At 44.7% G+C, this 3,134-nt stretch carries 2 protein-coding genes; both read right to left on the bottom strand.

What is annotated here, in order from left to right:
- Positions 1 to 627: 627 nt before the first annotated feature.
- Entirely contained in the window at positions 628 to 2,040 is a 1,413-nt protein-coding gene (locus tag HLM86_RS02260; RefSeq protein WP_170882056.1) for an MATE family efflux transporter, read from the bottom strand.
- 13 nt (positions 2,041 to 2,053) lie between these two features.
- On the bottom strand, positions 2,054 to 3,088 hold the full coding sequence (locus HLM86_RS02255; protein WP_076585074.1) for a hypothetical protein: 1,035 nt from the start codon (positions 3,086 to 3,088) through the stop codon (positions 2,054 to 2,056).
- Positions 3,089 to 3,134 lie beyond the last annotated feature (46 nt).

Here is a 3,134-nt window from a genome sequence, read left to right as displayed (position 1 = left end):
ACCGTTATCTCCTACTTTGATCGACATTCCGTGTCGCAGGAGTACTTCACCCACCACTCACGTCATCTAGATAATTCTATTAATAAATATAATGGATAATAGAGCGCGAAATGATATTTAATGCATATGCACATGTAAACATTTAAAATTGTAAAAATAGTTTAAAAATATTGAGTTAGGTCTGGAAAGCAAACAAATGCCATCAAAAATCGGTCTTATTAACGTGAGAATGTAAACCATTTATTAATGACATTGAGATCAATAAAACTAATGCATTTATCAATAGCAAGACGCCCATCATGGCTTTCGTGGAGCGTTCAAGATAAGCACCTCAAAACCGCGAACGATCATGAACACACGCAGCACGAGACGATGCGCTAAATAACACATGTGAGTCAGAGCACTCGTTTTCGTATTGCGTGAGAACCTTCGAAGCAATGAGATGCTACTTCTTATGGGGAAAATACGACTCTGAGATGAAGGCCGTGAAGCGTGGTTACCGAGTCTGTTCAGGCGAACCGACTGGCTTAGCGTCTCGCAAAAGATAGCTCGTGCCATCAAGGTTAGGGTGCAGTCTACATCGCGACCCCATTGATCTTATAGAATCATAGCGATTCAGCGTTGATATTAGAGTTTAGACTCATAGGATGGCACTAAGCGGAGCACGGGTTCCAGTTTCATCCAACGTGCCAATAGATGCATCGCTGTGATAAAAAACGCGATAGCCTGCATGATGAATAATACCTCAGCGTCGTACTCGAAAACACACGTCAACACACCACCCAATCCGACACCAATCACCATAAAATAACCCAAAGTGATCAGAGGGGGCACGGTTAAATCATTGTACCCTCTCAACACACCATTACCGACAATGGTTCTTAACATGTCGAAGAAAAGCTTGGCACTTGTAATCATCATCACGTGATAGAGGAACTGCATAAGCTGTGGGTCATTTTGCACGGATTCATGAGCAAACAAGTCGATAAAGGTGCGAGGAATGACGATGTAACTTAAACTCGCCAGTAAGGTCACTCCAGTGATCACAATAATGGAAGTGTTGGCAACATCCCGAGTGCGGTCTGCATGTTTTTCTGGCTCTTCGACCACGGCGTTCTGAGACAGCAATTTGCGCAGTAATACCGACAACCCATTAGTAAAACCGACGCACAGTACGATAATCGCCATGCTGCTCTGCAAAGCCACTTGCTGAGCAATCATCGCGTAAACACCGTTGAGCCCTGCCAACACCGTCAGAGACAGCTGAGACAACCACTCGATAATGCTCGCAAGCGACAGTTTACACCCCGTAACCACATTACGAGCAAGGTCGCTGAACACGCTTTGCGAGCGAACGGCCAGCCATTCAATCTCTCGATACAAACGCCCACGAGCCAAAATGAAAGTAGTGAGGAGAAAGACAGCGAGCGAGGCACAAAGATAGCTTAATCCCATCCCCAGCATGCCCATTTGAGGAACCCCGAACAATCCAAGGGCTAATATGGCTTGCAGCGTAATACATAGCCCGTGATAGACGAGGTTGACGATCATAACACTGCGCGTATCACAGAAAGCTAAGAACAGCTGTAGGCCAATTAAACTGAGATAGAAAAATGGAATGCTAAAAGCATAGTAGAATAGATAATCCCCGAGTGATTGTGTGATCTGAGGCTCTATACCCATAAGCGTAAACAACACTTCACTTTGCAAGCAAATCAAGCCACACACCACAGAAACCACTAACGTGATCACCAGACCTTGTATCAAGGCCGTGGAGATCTTGCCATTATCTTGCTGGCCGATCCCTTCTGCAATCTGAAGGCTAGTGCCACTAAATGCGCCATAACTAAACGCCCTTAAAAGGCGAGTTAAAGCGGTGGCAACGGCCATCGCCGCGACCGCATGGTGACTTATTTGGGCAACGATGATCCCTTCGCAGATAATATGGAACATATCAAAACAGCGTGCCGATACGTAGTTACCCGTAAAGGATAACTGTTTTATCGCGGCACGAAATCGGTGAACAAGTGAGGCTTTCATTGGCATTTCATTATTAATGGCTTACCACAGATAACGCATCAAAATGCTCATTCAAGGACACACCAAAGCAAACCTGATGGTGCTCTTGCATAAGGGCAATAAACGAATGGGTATTGCCCCAAGGCTTGAGGCTGTCTAACTCTACGCCTTTATCGACACTGGCAGCCACGAAACAAAATACGTTCAAATTGGAGAGCAATGCGTAGAAGTGTATCTGTTTGTTTTGTTCCACCGTCCAATTTGGCTCGTACTGTTTAAATGTCTCAGAGAAAGGGGTGTTATGAATATGCCCCATAAACTCACCATAAGCCAACAAGGGATCGCCAATCACGAACGTTTCAAGATCAATGGCGTATAGCTCGCTTTGATGGACTAAAAAGTTCCTTAGGTTGAGATCGATAGGCACCAATACTCGTGGCACATCGCACCAATATTGAGATTGTGTTTCTACGTAGTGCTTCATTTCTTGATGTAATTTTTTTAAAAGCCCTCCGATTTCACTGCCATGTTTTAACACAATGTCTTCTATTGTATTAGCCAGCCCATCGAGGTTTTTTTCAAGGAAAGATTGCCAATTTGTTAAAGTCGCCTCTCGCACGTCTTTGTCGATGAACCCATAGCCTTTTTCTAACGTCATCGTTGCACAATCTTCAATAAACGTGACGATTTGTTCACTCCACTGGGCCCAATACTGTGACAAAACCTCGTTTGTCAGGGCATCAAGCAACTCTAATGTCTCCGGCACAAATTCCGTGATAAAATAGCGCTGTCCATTCCACTCCCCCGAGCAGGTCATCGGCAGGGTATGGCGCACTCTGCCATCTAACAATTCATGAATGAAAGGCTCATACGAAGGAGCGACCCGCTCTGTCTCAGACATTAGCTTCATAAAAAACTGCTGTTCGCACGCTGTTGAAGCGGATCGGGCTTTGACTCTGTAGTTGTCATTGATTGACTCAATATCTAAACCCGATATTTCCATCACATGCCAATCTGGCATGGCCTGATGAAATACTGTCGATGCCAGAGAGGCGCTCTTCATAGTCATATCTTTACTCCTAAAAAGGATGTGATGTCTTTTACGTATTTATCGT

The sequence above is a fragment of the Vibrio ostreicida genome (assembly GCF_013074385.2).
Taxonomy (GTDB): domain Bacteria; phylum Pseudomonadota; class Gammaproteobacteria; order Enterobacterales; family Vibrionaceae; genus Vibrio; species Vibrio ostreicida.
This window is presented reverse-complemented; position numbering and strand designations above follow the sequence as displayed.

Coding starts and splice junctions, on each gene's coding strand:
- HLM86_RS02260 (WP_170882056.1), bottom strand. CDS start 2,040: ATGAAAGCCTCACTTGTTCACCGATTTCGTGCCGCGATAAAACAGTTA.
- HLM86_RS02255 (WP_076585074.1), bottom strand. CDS start 3,088: ATGACTATGAAGAGCGCCTCTCTGGCATCGACAGTATTTCATCAGGCC.